The 15,925-nt window shown below is 70.2% G+C and carries 16 protein-coding genes; 8 read left to right on the forward strand and 8 right to left on the reverse strand.

The window, feature by feature from the left end; all coding sequences use genetic code 11:
- Nucleotides 1-623: 623 nt before the first annotated feature.
- The 4 genes from fmdA to AB0C02_RS26915 all read right to left on the reverse strand — a co-directional run bounded on the left by fmdA (nucleotide 624) and on the right by AB0C02_RS26915 (nucleotide 3,542).
- On the reverse strand, nucleotides 624-1,880 hold the full coding sequence (fmdA, locus tag AB0C02_RS26900; RefSeq protein ID WP_357551733.1) for a formamidase: 1,257 nt from the start codon (nucleotides 1,878-1,880) through the stop codon (nucleotides 624-626).
- 36 nt (nucleotides 1,881-1,916) lie between these two features.
- Nucleotides 1,917-2,195 carry a zinc ribbon domain-containing protein gene (locus AB0C02_RS26905; RefSeq protein WP_357551734.1) on the reverse strand — a complete coding sequence of 93 codons (279 nt, stop codon included), beginning with the start codon at nucleotides 2,193-2,195 and terminating at the stop codon, nucleotides 1,917-1,919.
- A gap of 245 nt (nucleotides 2,196-2,440) precedes the next feature.
- A complete protein-coding gene (locus AB0C02_RS26910) occupies nucleotides 2,441-3,268 on the reverse strand; it encodes a rod shape-determining protein (RefSeq protein ID WP_357551735.1) in 828 nt (275 codons plus the stop codon).
- Nucleotides 3,269-3,335: 67 nt separating this feature from the next.
- Nucleotides 3,336-3,542: a hypothetical protein gene (locus AB0C02_RS26915; RefSeq protein ID WP_357551736.1), complete on the reverse strand. Its 207-nt coding sequence runs from the start codon at nucleotides 3,540-3,542 to the stop codon at nucleotides 3,336-3,338.
- 100 nt (nucleotides 3,543-3,642) lie between these two features.
- Here AB0C02_RS26915 and AB0C02_RS26920 point away from each other — a divergent pair, with 100 nt between their 5' ends.
- Entirely contained in the window at nucleotides 3,643-4,545 is a 903-nt protein-coding gene (locus AB0C02_RS26920; RefSeq protein ID WP_357551737.1) for an aminoglycoside phosphotransferase family protein, read from the forward strand.
- A 21-nt stretch (nucleotides 4,546-4,566) separates the two neighbouring features.
- Here the strand turns inward: AB0C02_RS26920 and AB0C02_RS26925 are convergent, their stop codons facing one another.
- Complete coding sequence (locus tag AB0C02_RS26925) at nucleotides 4,567-5,142, reverse strand: helix-turn-helix domain-containing protein (protein WP_357551738.1); 576 nt, start codon at nucleotides 5,140-5,142, stop codon at nucleotides 4,567-4,569.
- 182 nt (nucleotides 5,143-5,324) lie between these two features.
- On the opposite strand from AB0C02_RS26925, the gene AB0C02_RS26930 reads away from it, so the two are divergent.
- Together AB0C02_RS26930 and AB0C02_RS26935 are read left to right on the forward strand one after the other, a co-directional pair.
- A complete protein-coding gene (locus AB0C02_RS26930) occupies nucleotides 5,325-5,777 on the forward strand; it encodes a hypothetical protein (protein ID WP_357551739.1) in 453 nt (150 codons plus the stop codon).
- Between the two features lie 92 nt (nucleotides 5,778-5,869).
- Nucleotides 5,870-7,198 carry an aminopeptidase P family protein gene (locus tag AB0C02_RS26935; RefSeq protein ID WP_357551740.1) on the forward strand — a complete coding sequence of 443 codons (1,329 nt, stop codon included), beginning with the start codon at nucleotides 5,870-5,872 and terminating at the stop codon, nucleotides 7,196-7,198.
- Between the two features lie 479 nt (nucleotides 7,199-7,677).
- On the opposite strand, the gene AB0C02_RS26940 is transcribed toward AB0C02_RS26935, so the two are convergent.
- On the reverse strand, nucleotides 7,678-8,508 hold the full coding sequence (locus AB0C02_RS26940) for a hypothetical protein (RefSeq protein WP_357551741.1): 831 nt from the start codon (nucleotides 8,506-8,508) through the stop codon (nucleotides 7,678-7,680).
- Nucleotides 8,509-8,834: 326 nt separating this feature from the next.
- On the opposite strand from AB0C02_RS26940, the gene AB0C02_RS26945 reads away from it, so the two are divergent.
- Nucleotides 8,835-10,043, forward strand: a complete 1,209-nt coding sequence (locus AB0C02_RS26945) for a low temperature requirement protein A (RefSeq protein WP_357551742.1) — start codon at nucleotides 8,835-8,837, stop codon at nucleotides 10,041-10,043.
- A 9-nt stretch (nucleotides 10,044-10,052) separates the two neighbouring features.
- On the opposite strand, the gene AB0C02_RS26950 is transcribed toward AB0C02_RS26945, so the two are convergent.
- Together AB0C02_RS26950 and AB0C02_RS26955 are read right to left on the reverse strand one after the other, a co-directional pair.
- Complete coding sequence (locus AB0C02_RS26950) at nucleotides 10,053-10,910, reverse strand: chlorophyllase (RefSeq protein ID WP_357551743.1); 858 nt, start codon at nucleotides 10,908-10,910, stop codon at nucleotides 10,053-10,055.
- A gap of 160 nt (nucleotides 10,911-11,070) precedes the next feature.
- A complete protein-coding gene (locus AB0C02_RS26955; protein ID WP_357551744.1) occupies nucleotides 11,071-11,694 on the reverse strand; it encodes an XRE family transcriptional regulator in 624 nt (207 codons plus the stop codon).
- A 119-nt stretch (nucleotides 11,695-11,813) separates the two neighbouring features.
- On the opposite strand from AB0C02_RS26955, the gene AB0C02_RS26960 reads away from it, so the two are divergent.
- From AB0C02_RS26960 to AB0C02_RS26975, 4 genes are all read left to right on the forward strand, one after another.
- Nucleotides 11,814-13,073 carry a cysteine desulfurase-like protein gene (locus AB0C02_RS26960; protein ID WP_357551745.1) on the forward strand — a complete coding sequence of 420 codons (1,260 nt, stop codon included), beginning with the start codon at nucleotides 11,814-11,816 and terminating at the stop codon, nucleotides 13,071-13,073.
- A gap of 197 nt (nucleotides 13,074-13,270) precedes the next feature.
- A complete protein-coding gene (locus AB0C02_RS26965) occupies nucleotides 13,271-14,002 on the forward strand; it encodes a DUF3887 domain-containing protein (protein WP_357551746.1) in 732 nt (243 codons plus the stop codon).
- A gap of 1 nt (nucleotide 14,003) precedes the next feature.
- Nucleotides 14,004-15,164 (forward strand): ATP-binding cassette domain-containing protein, encoded by a 1,161-nt coding sequence (locus tag AB0C02_RS26970; protein ID WP_357551747.1) that lies wholly within the window; start codon nucleotides 14,004-14,006, stop codon nucleotides 15,162-15,164.
- Nucleotides 15,161-15,916, forward strand: a complete 756-nt coding sequence (locus AB0C02_RS26975; protein ID WP_357551748.1) for a hypothetical protein — start codon at nucleotides 15,161-15,163, stop codon at nucleotides 15,914-15,916. Before AB0C02_RS26970 ends, AB0C02_RS26975 begins: the two co-directional genes overlap by 4 nt.
- Nucleotides 15,917-15,925 lie beyond the last annotated feature (9 nt).

Here is a 15,925-nt window from a genome sequence, read left to right on the forward strand (position 1 = left end):
CCCCGGCTGCCAAACCGGGCACGACCGGGACATCAACGCTGCTAGAAACATCCTCGCCGCCGGGCTGGCGGAGAGGTAAAACGCCTGCGGAGCTGGTGTAAGACCCCAAGGGAAGAAGTCCCCCCGGAATGGCAGCCGGCGATGAAACAGGAAACCCCACGGGCGACCGTGGGAATCCCGGTCCCTTCAGGGCCGGGAGGATGTCAACGACCCGATCCGACATCACCGCGGCGTGAAGTTCCGCCGATAGCGGGAGGCCGCTGCGGAGGTCAGGCGCTCTCGCGGTCTTCCAGTCCGAACGCGGCGCGTAGTTCGGCGCGGTCGCGCCGCAGATCGGGGTTGTCCTCGGCGAGGTGGTTCATCAGGTCGGAGGGCGTCGGCGATGGCGTTCAGCTTTTGTTGCACGGCCGCGTCGGCGCGGGTCTGGGTGGCGAAGAACCAGGCCTGGCAGGCGTAGCCAGCCACGGTGGTGGCGAACCGGTCGAAGAATCCCAGGGGACGGGAGACGTCGGTCGGCATCTTCGCCGTTCGGTTGCGGCGACGCTGGTCGACATCGGTCATGGGGCACAAGCTCCCCCGCGACCAGTTTCGCCAACGTCCGCATCTGGCGCAGCCGCAGCGGGTCAGCTCATGCTGGCCTTCGGGGCGCCGCGGCCCGGATCGATCCTGATGGGGCCAGAGGTGGAGGGGCGTACGTCGAAGTCGAAGATCTCGGTCGGCAGGTAGACGGTCGCGCAGGAGTTGGGGATGTCCACCACGCCGGAGAACCGGCCTTCGATCGGCGCCGCGCCGAGCAGCAGGTACGCCTGCTCGGGCTGGTATCCGAAGCGGGTCAGGTAGTTGATGGCGTGCAGGCAGGCGCGCTGGTAGGCGAGCTGCGAGTCGAGGTACCGCTGTTCGCCGTCGAGGGTGACGGAGATGCCGGAGAAGGCCAGCCACTGGCTGAACAGCGGCGGGGTGTTTCCCGGCTGGAAGATTGCGTTCTCGGTGACGCCGTACGTCTGCATGCCGTTCTTGACGAGGTCGACGTGCAGGTCGATGAACCCGCCCATCTCGATGCCGCCGCAGAAGGTGATTTCCCCGTCGCCCTGGGAGAAGTGCAGGTCGCCGACGGACAGGTTGGCGCCGGGCACGTACACCGGGTAGAAGACCCGGCTGCCGACGGTGAAGTTCTTGATGTCCTGGTTGCCACCGTTCTCCCTGGGGGGAGCGGTGCGGGCGGCCTCAGCGGCCACCCGGTCGAACTCGGCGTCGGTGAGGGTGCCGAGGATCGCGTTCTCGGGCTCGGGTGGCAGGGCCAGCGGCGGCACCCGGTCCGGCGCGGTGGCGATCAGCGCCGCTTCGCGCTGGTTCCAGGTGGCCAGCAGCGCCGTGGACGGAGCGGTGCCCATCAGCCCCGGGTGGGACATCCCGGTGAACGACACCCCGGGGATGTGCCGGGAAGTGGCCCGATGGCCTTTGAAATCCCAGACGGCTTTGTACGCGTCGGGAAACTGGTCGGTGAGGAAGCTGCCGCCGTTGGCCTTGGCGAAGATGCCGGTGTAACCCCAGCCCTGGCCGGCGAGGGGACCGGAGTCCTCCTGCGGGATGGGACCCATGTCGAGGATGTCGACCATGAGCAGGTCGCCCGGCTCGGCGCCGTGGACGGTGAACGGGCCGCTGAGGGCGTGGACCCGCTTCAGCGGAGCGTCGCGGATGTCGTCGGCCGAGTCGTCGTTGCGGATCGCGCCGTCGAACCACTCTCGGCAGTGGACGCGGAACGACTGGCCCGGTCGTACGGTCGCCACCGGCGGGATGTCGGGGTGCCACCGGTTGTGCCCGACCTTCTCCTGGTCGGTGAATCTCTTGCTTGAGTCGAGGGCGAACAGCAGCTCAGGCATGGTGTCCTGCCTTTCTCTTCCTCCGCGGGCGCCGGGTCACCATCGGGGCAGGCGGGCGTGGGCGGGATTCGTCGACCGGCGAGCCGGGCGACCGCCCGGCGGTCGCCCCACCACCTCCGGCGTCTCCGCGGTGCGCTCCGCCCGGTCCATCGCCGCGCGCAGCCCCACCGGCGTGCGGGTGAGCCGTGGTGGGGTGAACATGCGCCCGGCCAGGGTCCCGCAACGCGGACAGCGCGTCGACGGGCCTGCCGTCCCGATCGGCAGCGCGACGTCGAAGCTGCCGTCTTGCCGGCAGCGGTACTCGTACGTGGCCATTGGCGTCCCCCGTCCCAGCCTCCCGTGCGGGCGGTGGCCGGTCTGCGGCGGTACGCCCTGTCTCCTCAATTGTGGGCGATTATCGATCAAACCGGCGCAAAACGACGAATGAGTCGGTCGGCTGGGCGTCCGGCTCCTGCTTCACGGACTTCCGCTGGTCACGCGGCTGAGGCGGCAGCAGTTCCGTGTAGGGCAACACCCAACGTCGTTACGAAGAGTGACAGGGGTGCATCCGGGGGCGGCCATCACCCACAGTTGTTGACGGCAGGCGAGGCGGGCACGTCGGTGAGCAGCAACCGCAGGCCGGTGAGGGTGGCGAGCGGCGGATCGGGCGGCATGGTGACCGAACGGCCGGTCAGCGCTGCCAGTCGGGCGGCCGTTCCGGGGTGCATCGCGCCGCCGCCGGTGAGCAGCAGCCGTCGGTGCCCCGTCCAGCCCTGACCCGCGTTGAGCCTCCGGACGCAGTCGGCGATCGCGGGCACCTGGTCGATCGGGTTGACCAGGTCGACGCGTTCGGCGGAGACGATCGCCCCGTCGGCGATCCGGACGACCTCGGTGCGGCCATGGCCGATGTCGACGGCCACGATGTCGCCGGCGTGCAGGTCGGCCCGGCAGGCCAGCGCCGCCGCCAACGGCTCCTCGACCGCGGTCACCCGCCCCCCGGCGGCGCGGCGGACGGCGGCGACCAGCAGGTTCTTCTGGCGCAGGGTGGCGGTGGCGGGCACGCCGACGAGCACAGGGGACGGGTCACCGTCCGGCCGGCCGGCGGCGGCGAGCAGGACACGGAGGAGGCGTACGCAGCCGAAGAAGTCCTCGACGACACCCTGGCGTACCGGCCAGACGAGCCTGGCGCCGCCGGTCCGCGCGAGGTCGAGCGCCGCCCGTCCCACCGGTTGCCGGCCGCTCCTGCCGTAGGTGATCACTGCGGGCTCGGTGAGGATCTTGCCGGATGTCGGGGCCCAGACGCGGACCGTCGACGTGCCCAGGTCGAGCGCGACGGGCCACCGGGCACCTGGACGGGCGGCCAGCGTCGGTGGGCACGAGTGATCACGCAAGGTCGGCTGATCACGCAAGGTCGGCATGGTGCTCCAGGCCAGAAAGCAGCGCCGCGGGCGTGCGCTGGTGAGGGGTGGGCGGACGTCAGACGATGGCCGCGACCCGTGGGGGAGCGCGGTCGGCCGACCAGGCCGCCACACATCCGGGTACGGCCCGTCGCGCCAGGCGGAACACGATGCACAGCCCCACGGCCCGTGCGGTGGCCACGACCACGACGAGGAAGGCCAGCACGAACAGCGCCGACGCCGACAGTTGCCGATCGGTGCGACGGACAGCGTGCCGGGCCTGCATCCGGCCACCATAGCCCGGCCCGTGGACGCGGGCCATGGCCGGTGCGGGTGACGGCTAATCGGCTGGCCGCGTACCGCCCAGCCGCATTACCGTGCCAGCCGTGCCCATCCATGATGACGAGATCCGAGCCACCGCCGGGCAGGTGCGCCGCCTGCTGGCGGCCCAGTGCCCGCAGTGGGTGGACCTTCCCGTGGCACCCCTACCCGACGAGTTGGAGGGCACCGACCACGTGCTCTTTCGGATCGGCGACGGACTCGTCGCCCGTATGCCCAAGATTGACGGGGCGGCCGGCCAGGCCGATTCTGATGCGCGGTGGCTGCCGTCGCTGGCGTCTCAGCTTCCGGTGCGGATTCCGGTTCCGCTTCACGTGGGCGAGCCGGGCGCGGGGTACCCGTGGCGGTGGACCGTGGTGCCGTGGATCGTGGGGAGCACGCCTCCCCGGCTCGGCTGCGACGACGTACCCCTGGCCCGTGACGTGGCCGCCTTCGTTCGCGCCCTGCACCGGGTGAGTCCGGCCGGAGGCCCGGTCAAGTCACCGGGCTACCGAGGGGCCGCGCTGTGCCACGCCGATGAGGGCGTCCGCCGTGTGTTGCCCCGACTCGCCGAGCATGACGACGGCTTTGACGTGGCCGCGGCCGAGGCGGCCTGGGACGCCTGCCTGGCTGCTCCCGACTGGGATCTGGATCCGGTATGGATCCACGGTGATCTGCAGCCGGGCAACCTGATCACCGACGGCGGTCGTCTGGCCGCGGTTATCGACTTCGGCGCACTCGGTGTCGGCGATCCGGCGCCGGACGTGTCTCCGGCGCTGTGGACGTTCACCGGCGCGGCCCGGGACGCCTACCGGGAGGCGGTCGGGTACGACGACGCCACCTGGCGACGCGCCTGCGGCTGGGCCCTCGCGCCGTCGCTGACCGGCATCGACTACTACCGGCATACCTTCCCGCGAATGGCCGAGCACGGCCGTCGAATGGTCCGCGCAGTCATCGCCGAACTGGTGTGAGTGCCACAGCCAGCCGAGTGGCTACGCGCGCGACCAGATTCTGCGTAACGGTCGCATGCCTTCCTCGACGTAGTCGGCGATCGGGCGCTCGCCCCCGTCGAGATACCACTGCTCGAGTGCGGCGAAGTAGCCGAAGACGAGGGCGTTCGCGGTCACGCGCGCCTGCGTCTGGCTCAGGTCTCCGGTCGCCGCGAGCAGCGGGGCGATCCGTTGGGCCGCTCGGTCGAGCGCGGCGCAGGCGGCCATCCGCACCGATGGTTCGGTGAAGAAGTAGCGGACCCTGCGCCACGGGCTCCTCGCGGCCCGCGAGTCTCGGGCCACGTCTGCGGAGTGGAGCGCCGGCTCCGGTGCGGATTCGTACGCGCGGACAGCCCGAAGCAGGCTGCCGACCGGATCGGCGGGATCCAGGAGGTCTTCGAGCATCTGTCGGCTCATGTGGTCGAACTCGTCGGCGACGAGGAGCCCTTCTTTGGTGCCGAAGTAGCGGTACACCGATGACGGCGACACCTCGGCCGCGGCTGCGATCTCCTCGATCGTGACGGCGCTGAACCCTCGTTCGTCGAACAGGTCGAGAGCGCGTTCCTGGATGGCGTGCATGGCTTTGAGTCGCCAACGCTCACGGAGGCCGGTCACGCCACGAGAGTATCAGCCGGGAGGTCACGCGCTTTAGACAGTGACTCCCAGATGACATTGACTATCCGTGAAGGGCGATTTAGGGTCACTTGCGCTGACAGTGACTGTCTCTAAGGCGACGTGTGCCAACTGGAGGAACGCAGGCCATGACAACGCTGGCAAGGAAGCCGGGCAACCGGGGAGCCCTCGCGATGCTGTACGTCGGTGCCGGGCTCACCGTGATCGCTGCCCTTTCTCCGTTCATCGACCAGGCCACGACGACTGTTCTGGCAGACCACATCCGAAAGGGCTACCCGACCTACGGGACGGGTGAGATCAACACCGCCGTCACCGCGTACGCGGTGCTCCTGGCCGTGGTCGGGGTGCTGGGGCTGCTCGGCTGGCTCGGCACCGTCTGGGCGGTCCGCGCCGGCAAGGGCTGGGCCCGCTGGTCGGCGACCGGCCTGTTCGCGATCGCGCTCTGCATCGCGATCGCGGCGGCGACCACCAAGGACACCAACGGCGAAGTCGGTCTTGCGCCGCAGCTGGGCTGGCTTCAGCTCCTTCCCTGCGTCCCCGGCCTCGCCGCGGTCGTGCTGTTGCTGAGGAAGGCGGGATGACCTGTAAGGTGTGCCATTGCACTGGCCCCTGACGCGGTCAGGGGCGCTACCTGGCCGAGGCCGGCCGTTCGGAAGACCAAAAGGAGCCACCGTTGCGTGAGGGCAAGCCGCCGAAGCTGTCCGAGATCCCAGCATTCGTGGAGTACATGAACGCGGGATGGGGCGTGCCGGACCGCACTCCGTCGGTTGTCCCCGGCGCTGTCGAGGCGGCCGCCGCTCACCGGGCCAGGCTGGCCGAGGCGCTCCCCGGCCGGACCATCGTGCTGGCGGCGGGGGAGGCGCCCGTGCGCAGCAACGACATGACGTATGACTTCCGCCCGGACAGCGACTTCCTCTGGGTGACCGGCTGTACGGTCCAGAACGCGGTGGTGGTGCTGCGTGACGGCGACGCGACGCTCTACCTGCCGCCGCCCGCCGCGCCCGGCGACCCCGGCTTCTGGGCCGACGCCCGCTACGGCGAGCTGTGGGTCGGGGCCGAGCCCGGGGTGGCCGAGTGGGCGCGGGCGCTGGGCGTCGCGGTCCGGCCGCTGTCGGAGCTCACCGAGGACGTGACCCGGGACGAAGAGGTTGGCCGTACCCTCGCCGAACTGCGCATGTACAAGGACGAGTGGGAGATCGGGCAGCTCCGCGAGGCGGTGGACCGTACGGTCGAGGGCTTCGCCGCGGTCGTCCGCGAGATCCCCACCGCGGTCGCGGGGCCCGGTGAGCGGTGGCTGCAGGGCACCTTCGACCGGTACGCCCGGGCGTACGGCAACGGCCCCGGCTACGCCACGATCGTCGGCAGCGGCCAGCACGCGCCCACGCTGCACTGGTGGCGCTGCGACGGCCCGGTGCTGCCGGACGAACTGCTCCTGCTCGACATGGGCGTCGAGGTCAGGAGCTGTTACACCGCCGACGTCACCCGCACGTTCCCCGCCTCCGGGCGGTTCTCTCCCGTTCAGCGGCAGGTGCACGACCTGGTGGAGAAGGCCCACCGGGCCGGGCTGGCGGCGGTGGGCCCCGGCCGTCGATGGACCGACTTCCACCACGCGTCGATGGAGGTGATCGCGCAGGGCCTGGCGGACTGGGGACTGTTGCCGGTCTCGGTGGACGAGGCGCTCGCCGACACCGGCCAGCATCACCGGCGCTACCTGGTGTGCGGGGTCGGCCATCACCTGGGGCTGGACGTGCACGACTGCGGCCGGGCGACACCGGAGGCGTATCAGGGCGCGATCATGGCGCCCGGCATGGTGCTCACGGTCGAACCCGGGCTGTACTTCCACGCGCACGATCTGACCGTGCCTCCGGAGTTGCGGGGCATCGGCGTGCGTATCGAGGACGACCTCATGGTCACGCCGGATGGCATGGAGGTGCTCTCCGACGCGCTGCCGCTGGACGTCGACGGCCTGGAGAAGTGGATGGCGACTCACACCATGCAGTGACGGGAGCCGAGTGTCATGAGCGTGTCTTGTGCGACAAATAGCTGTTGATCGCGTCAGACCGGCCAGCCGGCCGCTGCGCGCCTTGGCCGCGACGTGCCGAGGCACTGCGCATCGGGGGACGCTGAGCGGTCTACGACTGCTCGACGCAAACGCGACGTCACGGGAGGCGGCGTGGCCAAACGGTACCGACGGCGCGTACGAGGGACGCAGACGTGGACCGCGATGCAGCCGCTTGGCCCCGTCCAGCGGAAACCTCGCAGCCGATGGCGTCCCGGGTACTGGCTCCGGCACCCGGCCCTTGGCGTTGCCGTCAACCTGTTGCGTGTACTGGTGCTCGTTTACTGCGTCCTCGGGAACCTACACCACCAGACCGACCTGGCGGAGCGCGGCGAGCGGACGGGTGCGAAACGAGGCAGAGGCGTGGTGTCGACGCCAGCCCGTGCCTCGGCTCGGCGCACGGCGATAACGCGGCCGGCGGTTCACTCGGCTCGCGGCACGTGTGGCTGGGCGTGCCGGGCGAGGGCCATCGCGGCGGTGACCGCGAGCACGAAGCCCAGCACCGCCACCGGCGCGAACCCGGGCCGGACCCGGTCGCCGAGCAGCAACCAGCCGACCAGCGCCGGCGCCACGGTCTGTCCCACGATGGTCGACGCGGAGGCGACCGTCACCGACCCGCGTTGCAGGGCCGCCGCATACAGCAGCAGCCCGTTCAAGCCGGCGATCACCAGCGCGTAAGTGATCGGACTGGTCACCAGGGCGCCTACCGAGCCGATCCGGCCGAGCAGCCGGGCACCGAGGGCTGCGGAACCGAAGGACAGCCCGGCCAGCAGCCCCGGCAACGCGGGTGTACGCATCCGAGGGCTGCCCAGATAGCTGCCGACGGCCAACGCGACCACCGCCCCGAGCAGCCACCAACCGGCCACCCCCGGCATCTCCGACGGCGGCCCGATGACGGCCGAGATCACCAGCAGCACCAGCCCGATGATCACCCCGCCGATCGCGAGCGCGTCCTGCGCCGACAGTTTGACCCGCAGTACCAGCATGGCCAGGAACGCGACGATGCTGAGGTTCGCCGCTCCCACCGCCTGGACCGCGAACAGCGGTACGCTCCGCAGCGCGGTGAAGGTGAGCCCGGAGGATGCTCCGTCCAACGCCAGTCCTGCCGCGTACGGCCCGTTTCGTAGCAACCGATACAGCAGCCGAGGATCAAGGTGCGCGGTGGCCGCGATCCGGCGCGCCCCGATCGACTGCAGGGTCGCGGCGGTGGCACTGCAGAACGCGGCGCCGAGCGCCAGCACGAAGCCAAACATGAACGGCCCCCCGGGTCGTCGCTGCTGGTAACAGTCGCCGGGAGGGACTACCCGCCTACGCGCCGGAATCGCGGGGGAGGTGCCGAGCGTATCGCCGATGGCTGTGCAGGTGCCGTGGACCGAGTTGGGCATGCGGCGTCGCCGGGCCTCGCCTGGTGGCCCCGTAGCTTTTTCTACCACGCGGTGACGGGCTCGATCCGCTCTTTGCCGGACCCTGCCCGGCTGTCCCTGCCCGGTGTTACTACTGGCCGCAGGCGGGACCTTCGGCCTGGTCTGGCGGCCGCGCCGTACGTCCCCGACTCCAGAGGGGGGCGGGTGGCTGGATCATGGATGGACCAGGGCCCCTCGCCGGGGAGGGCAAGGCGAAGCAGCAGCAGGCCACCTTCCTGGAGTTGTTCTTCGATGTGGTGTTCGTCTTCGGGCTGACCCGGATCTCGCTCCGGGGAACCGAGGGCCTCATCGGTCCCGAAGTCCATCACCCGGCGGTGGTCATCGCCGGGCTGCTGAAGTTTGTGTTCCTGCTGCTCGCTCTGTGGTCCGTCTGGCACCTCACGGCCTGGATCACCAGCCGGTACGACCCGTACGGCAGCATCATCCAGTTGGTGGTCATCGTCGCGCTGCTTTCCAGCATGGTGATGGGCGTGGCGATCGGGAAGGCGTACGGCAACGGGGGGCTCGCCCTGGCCATCGCCTACGTGACCGCTCAGATGTCCGGGCCCCTGATCCTCACGATCAGGTTGCGGGACCGGGAGCAGCGGCGACTCAAACTGCGGATGCTGGTCACGTTCGCCGTTACCGGCCTGGCATGGATCAGCGGCGGGCTGATGGAACAGCACTGGCGGGGGGCGCTGTGGGCATTGGCGTTGGGCACGGAGTACGTGGCGGCGCGGACCGGCTGGCCGGTGCCCGGCCTCGGGCGTTCCCGGGTGGCGAAGTTGGCCATCGCGGGGGCGCATTTGGGGGAGCGCTATCAGCAGTTCTTCCTCATCGCCCTCGGGGAGTCGGTCCTGGTTTCCGGTCGGGCGTACGCCGAGGGAAGCTTCGGCGCCGGCCATTCCGTCGCGTTCGCGCTGGCGCTGATCATGTCGGTGCTGATCTGGTGGATCTACTTTCATCGCGCCGGTCAGATCCTGCCCGACGCGGTCGGCAGAAGCACCCGACCGGGGAGGATGGCCCGGTCCACCGCCGACTCCCACCTGATCATGCTGATCGGTATCGTGACCACCGCCATCGGCTGTCATGTGGGCATCCAACAGCCGCACGGCCGCGCCCCGTTGGCCTGGGTCGCGGTGATCCTCGGTGGGCCGGCCATGTTCACGATCGGCCGCTCGCGCTTCGAGCACGAGGTGTTCGGCCGGGTATCTCCCTCCCGGATCGTGGTCGTCGCCGCCCTGGCCGCCCTGTTCCCCGTGATGCTTCACCTACCGCCGTTGGCCGCGCTGGGTGCCACTGCCGCCGTGCTCGCGGCGGCGGCCGCAGCCGACGCGCGTCGGGCGCGGGGGCATCCGCCAGAGCCGCCGTCCCCGCGGCCGTGACAGGTCACGTTACAAGCGGTCCTCCACGTTCCCGCGGCTGCCGGCGTCACCGGCCATCCGTTCGCGCGCCGACTGATCGCCCAGCAGTGCCCAGCGCAGGAAGTCAACCGTCACCGCGGCCACCACGTCGAAGTCGGGATCCGGCCCGAGGTACGGCGCCAGATGGTCGCCGTTCGGCAGTTCCAGCAGCGCCTTGGGCCAGGCCAGCGGCTCGTACGCCTCGGTGCAGCCGTCGAATTTGACGACGGTGTCCTGGCGCCCGTGGACGAACAGGATCGGCGCCGGGGCGCCCGAGTAGCCCACGCCGAACGGCCACTGGCCGCCGGCGAGGACGATGCCCGCCTTGAGCCGGTCATCGCGGTGCTTCGTGAACATGCCGACGGTCGTCATGCCGCCCAGCGAATGCCCGGCTGCGGCGATGGCGTCACCGTCGACGTGGCCGTACAGCGGATCACCCTGGGTGGTGTCGAGGGCCAGTACGGCGGTCAGGACGGCTGCGTTGTCGCCCGGCTGGTTGACGATGTCTTTGTCGTCGAGCTGTTCCGAGCCGCGGGCCGAGTGCGGGAACGTCGGTGCGGCGACGATGAAGCCGGCCTCCGCCCAGGTGCGCAACAGCGGCAGATAGTCCTCCGGGCGGCGAGTGTATCCGTGGCTGAACACCACGACCGGGAAGCGGCCCGCCGCCGTGGGGTGGACGAGCAGCGTGGGCAACGGCCGGTCGGCGCCGTTGGCGACCTGCAGCGTCCGCTCGGTGACAGCCGCGTGCGCGGCGGCGGCGCCGGAGGTGGCCGGACCGCCACGGCCGCATCCGACAAGCAGGCCGGCGATCAGGAGTGAGCAGGCGAGCAACGGGCGTACCAGGCGCACGACGCGACCTCCAAAGGTCCTGGCCTGCCTGGGCGCCGAGCCCCAGCCGGCCTGCGCCCCGATCGCGGCCGTCCGCTCATCGTGACATCACCGAACGCCGATGGGAAGCCGATGCTTGCATCCACGGGCCTGTACCTGTCCGCCCGCGCACTGCGCAGGTCTAGGCGGTGACGTGGGCGACGCGGATGAACCTGACAGGTTCGCTGCCGTCGTTGCGGTAGCCGTAGTTCCGGTCGGTGGCGAGCCGCGCTGAGGCGCCCGTGTCGAGAACCGTGTCGTCGTGGCCGTCGGCGATCAGGGTGAGGACGCCGCTGATGACCAGGAACAGCTCTTCGCTGCCGTGCGGGTCCGGCTCGGCCTGGTAGGAATCCCCGGGGACGAGAGTCCAGTCCCACAAGGCTGCCGAGGGGCGCACGGTGCTCGCGGTGGACAGCACCGCGTGACTTCCGGCAGCTGAGGACCAGATGCCAGGGGCGGTGCCAGGGGCGCTGACGACCAGTGAGCCGGGCCGGGTCTCGCGGGCCAGGGACGCGAAGTCGGTGCCGAGGGCGTGGGCGACCTTGGCGACGGTGACCAGGCTGGGGTTCGCCTCGCCATGCTCGATGTGGCTGAGCATCCGCACGCTCACCCCGGAGGCGTCGGCCAGCTGCTGCATCGTCATGCCGGCCTCCTGGCGGCGCCGGCGCACCTCCTGGCCGACCCGTTCGATGAACGGGTCGCTCCAGCCGGCCTTGGTCTCCATCGACACCTCCGCACTCAGCCCGGTGGGCCGCGACTCGTCCATCAGGGGCCCGTAACGCGGCATGCAGTATATTGCACACGACATTGATCTGCACTATATTGCATGTTCCGATGCGCTGCCCCCGCCCGACACAGTGCGGCCCGACCCCCAGGAGACCGACAATGACCCCCATTGAATCCACCGCCAGCGGGTCGACCGAGTTCGACGTCGCTGCGCTGAGGGCGCAGTTCCCGTCCCTGGCCTCGGGCATCGCGCACTTCGACGGGCCGGGCGGCACACAGACACCGCGGCCGGTCGCCGACGCGATCGCCGCCACGATCACCAGCCCGCTGTCCAACCGCGGCACGGGCGCGGTGTCGGAGGCCAACGCCGACGCCGCGGTCACCGCGTTCCGGCAGGCCTACGCCGACCTGCTCGGCGTTCCCGCCCGCGGGATCGTCCACGGCCGCAGCGCCACGCAACTGACCTTCGACTTCTCCCGGATGATCGCCAAGCAGTGGCGCCCGGGTGACGAAATCGTCGTGACCAGGCTCGACCACGACGCCAACGTCCGGCCCTGGGTGATCGCCGCCGAGAACGCCGGTGTGGTCGTGCGCTGGATCGACATCGACCCGGCCACCGCCGACATCGATCCCACCTCCCTCGAGGCCGCCATCACTGAGCGGACGCGCCTGGTCGCCGTCACCGCCGCGTCGAACCTGCTCGGCACCAAGCCAGCATTGCGGGCGATCGCCGACGCCGCACACGCCGTCGGCGCGCTGGTCTACGTCGACGGCGTGCACTACACCGCGCACCAGTTCGTCGACGTCCCCGCCCTCGGTGCGGACCTGTTCGTCTGCTCCCCGTACAAGTTCCTCGGCCCGCACTGCGGCGTCCTGGCCGCCTCCCCGGACCTGCTCGAGACCCTGCGTCCGGACAAGCTGGTCCCCTCCACCAACGCCGTCCCCGAGCGCTTCGAACTTGGCACCCTGCCCTACGAGATCCTCGCCGGTGCCACCGCCGCCGTCGACTTCCTCGCCGGCATCGCCCCCGCGGCAATCGGAACCGCGGACGGCAATTCCTCGCGGCGTGAGCGGCTCCGGGTCTCCCTGCATGCCGTCGACGAGCACGAGACGCGCCTTCGTCGCCTGCTCGAAGACGGACTCGCGGCACTGGGCGCCGACGTCGTGCTCCACTCCCGTGCTGCCGACCGTACCCCGACGCTGCTGGTCACCCTGCCCGGCCGGAAGACCTGGGACGCGTACCAATTCCTCCTGGGCCGTGACGTGCTCGCTCCCGCCGGATCCTTCTACGCGTACGAGCCGTTCCGCCGCCTCGGCCTGGACGACGAGCACGCGCTTCGGCTCGGCCTGGCCCCCTACAGCGACGACACCGACATCGCGCGCGTCCTCGACGGCCTGGCCGCCTTCCTCGCCCAGTGACCGCGAGCCCGAACCGAGCCATACGGCGACTTGCCGGAGCTCCACCGCCGGACTGAGGGGATCGGCGAGCGGCACCTGGACACCCCCGGCCGTGAATGCGGAGCGACTCTACGTGATCGTCGTCGCCTCGGTGTTCTTTTCGTGCTCGTCGGCTACTCTTTTCGTGCTGGCCGTCGAGCACGAAAAGAGTAGCCGAGATGATCACAATGACCGAGGCGGCGCTGCTCTGTGTGGCGTGCGGGCAAACGCTGCCACCTCCAGAGACGCGAGGCCGGCGGCGAAAATATTGCGACGCGACGTGCCGCAGCGCCGCGCGACGCCGCCGGGCTCGCGAGGAGGATGTCAATTCAGCCTTGACGACTAGCGGTCGCGAAGACAAGATTGGCGCCGTGAGGGATTCGGGTCAGCTCGCGGCAGTCGGCGAAGCGCTCGTGGCATTGCGCTCGGCTGAGGCCGGCCTGCGCGATGCGGTTGACGCTGCTCGCGACGCGGGCAGCACATGGTCCGAGATCGGCGACGTGCTCGGCACTACTCGGCAGGCCGCGTTTCAGCGCTTCGGTCGGCCGGTTGATCCCCGTACCGGAGAACCCATGAAATCAGCGATCCTGCCCGGATCCGCCGAGAAGGCGATCGCCGTATTCGTCGGCCTCGCCTGCGGCGACTGGGAGGCGGTGCGCGCGGACTTTGACACGCGCGTCGCCCAGGCGCTGCCGGACGCGGATGCGGTTGCGGCTACGTGGGCTGCCCTGGCCGGCCGTTACGGCCGGTACGAGCAGCAGATGGGTGAGCCGTTCACCTATCAACTGGGTGACTTCACTGTTGTTGACATCCCACTGCGGTTCGAGGCCGGCGAGCAGATCGGTCGCGTCAGCTTCAATCCCGACGGCACGGTCGCCGGCCTGTTCGTCCTGCCGCCTGAGGCCGCCTGAGATGCGCGAGCCCGCAGTCTTGCTGCCCATTGGCGTGGTGGCCTTGGCGTTCATCGTCTTCTGCTACGTCGAACTTGCCCGCCGCCCGGCCAAGGCCCTGCCGAAGCCCGTTTGGGCGGTCATCATCGTCGCATCCATCCCGTTCGGCGGCATCGTGTACCTGTTACTCGGCCGCGGCGAGCCCGCGATCCCTACCGCCTCCGCCACCGACACAAGCCGCGACAGGGGAATCCTGGCGGACCTCCACGCGGCACTGCCCCCGCCCGGCGACACGGAGACGACCGCGGACGTCGCCATCTCCACTCACGCGCTGTCCAAAGTGTTCACCGGCGGCGTCGGGCTCCACAGCGTCGACCTGTCAGTGCCCGCACGCGGCGTTTACGGCCTGGTGGGTCCCAACGGAGCCGGAAAGACCACCCTGATGTCGCTGCTCGCGGGACTGCGTCACGCCGACTCGGGAGAGATCACCACAACCGCCCGGATCACGCTCTGCCCGGACACCCCCGCGTTCGAGCCGTGGCTGACAGCCGTCGAGACGGTCGACCTGTTCCGCAAGATCGGCCCGGCCGGCGGTATGGACCCCGACCGTGCGTTGGCCCTGACCGGGCTGGCCGACGCCCGCGACCGCAAGGTAGGTGGATTCTCCCGCGGCATGACGCAACGGCTGGGACTCGCCGTAGTCCTCGCCTCTGGCGCGGAGGTCCTCCTGCTCGACGAACCGACGAGCGCGCTCGACCCGCAGGGGCGCGCGGACATGCTGCGCCTCATCACGGCGTTAGGACAGGACCGGGCGGTGGTGGTCTCCAGCCACATCCTCGCCGACGTGCAGCGCATCGCCGCAACGGTCGGTGTGCTCCGCGAAGGCCGCCTGATCTACCAGGGTTCGGTGCGTGACCTGATCGAGCAGCACACCCGCCCGAGCTGGCGGCTCGAACTGCGGTCCAAGGTTGACGACCTGGCCGTACGACTGCGCCAACAGGACTGGGTGGTCGCCGTCGAGCCGGAGCCGTATGGACTGCGCGTCGACACGACGAGCCTGTCCGCCGGGGAGATCCTGCTACCGGCGGAGATCGCGGCCAGTGGCGCCGAGTTGGTCGCGTTCACGCCAATCGGGGCGGATCTGGAGACGGTGTTCCTGTCGATGGTGGGGGTGGCATCATGAACCTCTGGCGGCTCGAACGACTGCGTCTGTTCCGTACCGGGCGTTGGATCGCGCTGCTCGCCGTGTTTCTCGTGCTCGGGTTCGGCCAACCGCTGGCCACCCGTTACCTCGGCGATCTGCTCAGCGGTGCGACCGGCGACGGCTACATCAAGATCATCGTAACGCAGCCTCGGCCATCCGACGGGATGGCCGCCTACTTCGGCAACATCAGCACACTGGGCACCCTCGTCGCCGTCGCCGTGGCCGGGTTGGCCTTCACGGTACGAGCGAACCCGCCGCTGGCAGCGCTGTACCTGACGCATGTCCGCTCTCGGGCGAGCCTGCTGGTGCCCCGGCTGGTGACCGTCGCCGTCGCGGTGGCGGTCGCGGCCCTGCTGGGTGGTGCCGCGGCCACGTACGCGACGACGCTTCTGCTCGGTGCGCCGGCTGCCGGCGCGACCGCAGCCGGGGTAGCGGCCTCCTGTCTCAGCGCAGTCTTCGCCGCGGCGATCACCTTCCTGTGCGCCTGTCTGCTTCGCGGGCAGGTCGCCACCATCGCTGTCGCCCTCGTCGCAGCCTTCGTAGTGGTCCCGTTCGCCGACCTCATCCCCGGAGTGCGTCACATCGGCCCGAACGCGCTCATCAAACTGCCAACGGCCCTGCAGACCACGCCGTGGAGCAGCGACGACACCTGGGCAACTCTGGTGACGATCGGCCTCACCCTCGCCTGTGTGGCCGCCGGGCTGTGGCGCGCCACTCGGTGGCAGCAGTAACCAAGGGGC

Origin of the sequence: Micromonospora sp. NPDC048999 (assembly GCF_040649295.1) — a bacterium.
GTDB lineage: Bacteria > Actinomycetota > Actinomycetes > Mycobacteriales > Micromonosporaceae > Micromonospora.